4 protein-coding genes are annotated in these 4352 nt (G+C 68.3%); all 4 read left to right on the top strand.

The features are described 5' to 3' along the window. The coding region (locus AC1D12_RS26040) for a chemotaxis protein CheW (protein ID WP_477843843.1) at positions 1-315 on the top strand (315 nt) is incomplete at its 5' end. 39 nt (positions 316-354) lie between these two features. Beyond that, positions 355-2289 (top strand): methyl-accepting chemotaxis protein, encoded by a 1935-nt coding sequence (locus AC1D12_RS26035; RefSeq protein WP_477843841.1) that lies wholly within the window; start codon positions 355-357, stop codon positions 2287-2289. A gap of 77 nt (positions 2290-2366) precedes the next feature. Continuing rightward, complete coding sequence (locus tag AC1D12_RS26030; RefSeq protein WP_477843839.1) at positions 2367-3920, top strand: methyl-accepting chemotaxis protein; 1554 nt, start codon at positions 2367-2369, stop codon at positions 3918-3920. 57 nt (positions 3921-3977) lie between these two features. Beyond that, positions 3978-4352: chemotaxis protein CheW (locus AC1D12_RS26025; RefSeq protein WP_477843837.1), on the top strand; the 375-nt coding region annotated here is incomplete at its 3' end.

The raw sequence follows: 4352 nt of genomic DNA, 5'->3' as shown, positions 1-4352 counted from the left end.
GTCAACCTGCGCGGCGTGATCGTCCCGATCGTCGACCTGCGCCTGAAGCTCGGYTGCGACTCGAACGACTACAACAGCTTCACCGTCGTCATCGTGCTGAACGTGCGCGGCCGCGTCGTCGGYGCCGTCGTCGACTCGGTCAGCGACGTGCTCGAACTCTCGCGCGACTCCATCAAGCCGGCCCCCGAGATGGCCTCCGCCGTCGACACCAGCTTCATCACCGGCATCTCCAGCGTCAACGACCGCATGCTCATCCTGATGGACATCGAGGAGCTGATGGCCAGCGCCGAGATGGGCCTGATCGACAGCCCCTGACGTTTCCCCGCATTCCTCTCTTCTCTCCCCAAGGATTTCATGAACACGGCGCTTGACAGCCGCGGCTCGGTCGCGCGCAAGGTTTCGATCATCGGGGCGCTGAGCCTGTCGGTGGTCCTGTTCGCGATCTGCGCCACGATGAGCCTGGTGGCCGCCGACCGCTCGCGCGAGCGCATCGTCACCTGGGTGGCCGACAAGACGCAGTCGGTCGCCGATTCGATCGACGCGTTCGACATGACCTCGCGCGTGCTGGTCGAGAAGTTCTTCGCCAACTTCAAGAACGAGTTCAAGCAGCCCYTCACGCTGGACGAGGCGAGCACCACGCTGAAGGTCGGCGACACGCCGCTGAACGGCAACTTCACGCAGGTGGACGAGTTCGCGCAGGGCAGCGGCGGCGTGGCCACCGTGTTCGCCCGCAAAGGCGACGACTTCCAGCGCATCACCACCTCGCTGAAGAAGGAAAACGGCGAGCGCGCCGTCGGCACGATGCTCGGCGCCAGCCATCCGGCGCATGCGCTGATGATGGCCGGCCAGACCTACACCGGCCGCGCGGTGCTGTTCGGCACGCCCTACATGACCCGCTACGAGCCGATCAAGGACGCGGGCGGCAAGGTCATCGGCATCCTGTTCATCGGCTTCGACACCTCCGCCTTCCAGGCGGCGATCGACAAGCTGGCGAGCGACATCCGCTTCTTCGACAGCGGCGGCGTCTACGTGATCGACCCGAAGAAGTCGCCTGAAGAGGCGGTCTTCGTCGTGCACCCGAGCGCCAAGGGCAAGAAGGTGCTGGAGGCCTACCCGGACGCCAAGGCGCTGCTGGCCCGCCTCGAGACCGCCCCCGGCGGCTGGGCGAAGGACGGCGGCGCGGTGCTCGAGACGAAACACGACGACCACTGGGCGGTGCTGCGCAAGGCCAAGGCCGGCAACCAGTGGGTGGTGTCGGAGGTGTCGGACGGCGAGGCGATGAAGACCCACTGGGCCACCATCGTGCCGTTCGCGACGCTGCTCGGCATCGCCGCGCTGCTGCTCGGCGGCGGGCTGTTCCTGATGATGCGCCGCTGGGTCGGCCGCCCGCTGCAGGAGCTGTCGCGCGCCGTCACGGTGCTGGCGGCCGGCGACCTGACGCAGCCCTGCCACAGCGAGCAGCGTGACGAGATCGGCGCGCTGATCCGCAACGTCGAAGGCATGCGCCAGCGCTTCCAGCAGATGATCGGCTCGGTGCGCAGCTCGGTCGACTCGATCACGACCGCCAGCAGCGAGATCGCGACCGGCAACCAGGACCTGAGCGCCCGCACCGAACAGACCGCATCGAACCTGCAGCGCGCGGCCTCGTCGATGGAGCAGATCACCGGCACCGTCAAGCAGAGCGCCGACTCGGCCCGCCAGGCCAACCAGCTGGCCTCGTCGGCCGCCGAGGTCGCGGCACGCGGCGGCTCGGTCGTCTCGCAGGTCGTCACGACGATGGACGAGATCAATGCCTCGTCGAAGAAGATCAGCGACATCATCGGCGTGATCGACGGCATCGCGTTCCAGACCAACATCCTGGCGCTGAACGCAGCCGTCGAAGCGGCGCGTGCCGGCGAACAGGGCCGCGGCTTCGCGGTGGTCGCCAGCGAAGTGCGCAGCCTCGCGCAGCGCAGCGCCGACGCCGCCAAGGAAATCAAGGGCCTGATCGGCGCCAGCGTCGACCGCGTCGAGGCCGGCTCGCGCCTGGTGGCCGACGCCGGCAAGACGATGAACGAGATCGTCGGCTCGGTGCAGCGCGTCAGCGACATCATCGGCGAGATCAGCACCGCCGCCGCCGAGCAGAGCGATGGCATCGGCCAGGTCAACCAGTCCGTCAACCAGCTCGACCAGATGACGCAGCAGAACGCCGCGCTGGTCGAGCAATCGACCGCTGCCGCCGAAAGCCTGAAGGACCAGGCGGCCCGGCTGGCCCAGGCGGTCGGTAGTTTCCGTCTCCAGCAGGCCTGAGCCCGCCGGCCGGGCCTGCACTCCGAACGATCGACAGGCCGCCTGGGAGGCGGCTCCAACAAGAAGGGAAGTTCGCGATGTTCTCGTTGTCTGCCATGCGCCTGGGTCCGCGTCTCGCGGTCGGGTTCGGTTCGATCGCACTGCTGTGCGCCGCGGCCGTCGGTTTCGGCCTCGATCGCATCTCGACGATGCGCACGCTGTCGGAGGAGCTCGGCGTGCTCGACACCGAGAAGCTGTCGCTGTCGGAGCGCTGGGGCCGCGCGATCGAGTCCAACACCGCCCGCAACTGGGTCGTGTTCTTCGCGAACGACGAACAGATCAAGACCCGCGTGCGCGCCGAGATGAAGGACGTCGTGGCGGCGCAGACCGAGCGCCTGAAGCGCATGCAGGAGATCGCCACCTCCGACGCCGACAAGCGGCTGCTGGAGGCGGTGAACGTGCAGCGCGACGCCTACCAGGGCCTGCGCAACGGCCTGCTCAAGCGCAAGGAAGCCGGCGAAGACGTGACGGCCGAGGTGATGGACAAGYTGTTCCCTGCGGCCAAGGCCTACAGCGACAGCGTCGAGAAGCTCATCCAGGGCCAGCGCGACAGCATGGCGGACACCAAGGAGCGGGCGGACCGCGCCGGCTTCGTCGGCATGCTCGCGCTCGGCCTGGGCGGCGCCGGCGCGATGCTGCTGGCCGCGCTGCTGGCCTGGCGCGTGACCCGCTCGGTCACGAAGCCGATCGCGCAGGCCCAGCGGATCGCCCAGGCGATCAGCGCCGGCGACCTGACGCAGCACATCCACGTGCAGGGCGAGGACGAAGCCGCCGAGCTGCTGCAGTCGCTGAAGACGATGCAGGAATCGCTCGGCCGCCTGGTCGGCCAGGTGCGCCAGAGCACCGACAGCATCTCCACCGCCAGCACCGAGATCGCGACCGGCAACCAGGACCTGAGCGCCCGCACCGAGCAGACGGCCTCGAACCTGCAGCAGGCCGCCTCGTCGATGGAGCAGCTGACCGGCACCGTCAAGCAGAGCGCCGATTCGGCCCGCCAGGCCAACCAGCTCGCGTCGTCGGCGGCCGAAGTCGCGGCACGCGGCGGCTCGGTGGTCTCGCAGGTCGTCTCGACGATGAACGAGATCAATGCCAGCTCGAAGAAGATCGCCGACATCATCGGCGTGATCGACGGCATCGCGTTCCAGACCAACATCCTGGCGCTGAACGCCGCGGTGGAAGCCGCGCGTGCCGGCGAGCAGGGCCGCGGCTTCGCGGTCGTCGCCAGCGAGGTGCGCAGCCTGGCCGGCCGCTCGGCCGACGCCGCGAAGGAAATCAAGAGCCTGATCGGCGCCAGCGTCGAGCGGGTGGATGCCGGCTCGCGCCTGGTGGCGGATGCCGGCCAGACGATGCAGGAGATCGTCGGCTCGGTGCAGCGCGTCTCGGACATCATCGGCGAGATCACCGCCGCATCGTCCGAGCAGAGCGACGGCATCGGCCAGATCAACACGGCAGTCACTCAACTCGACCAGATGACGCAACAGAATGCTGCGCTGGTCGAGGAATCGGCCGCCGCCGCCGAGAGCCTGCGCGACCAGGCACAASGTCTCGCATCGGTGGTCTCGACCTTCAGTCTGCCGCCGGCCGGCCGATAGACACCACACCGGCACCGTACCCGCCCAACGTTCTCCAGCTCTGCACAGGACCCCACCATGGACATGATCCACGAAGCTTCCCACGTGGCCCGGCACGAAGCCGCCCGCGCGGCCACCGCCKCCCAGTCCGGCGGCGAGTTCCTCACCTTCCGCCTGGGYGCCGAGGAATACGGCATCGACATCCTGAAGGTGCAGGAGATCCGCTCCTACGARGCGCCCACCCGCATCGCCAACKCCCCSGCCTTCATCAAGGGCGTGGTCAACCTGCGCGGCGTSATCGTCCCGATCGTCGACCTGCGCCTGAAGCTCGGYTGCGACTCGAACGACTACAACAGCTTCACCGTCGTCATCGTGCTGAACGTGCGCGGCCGCGTCGTCGGYGCCGTCGTCGACTCGGTCAGCGACGTGCTCGAACTCTCGCGCGACTCCATC

This window comes from Rhizobacter sp. P1_G5, from assembly GCF_056405435.1.
Note: the sequence above shows the minus strand (reverse complement) of the source record. Positions and strands in the feature narration are given on the sequence as shown.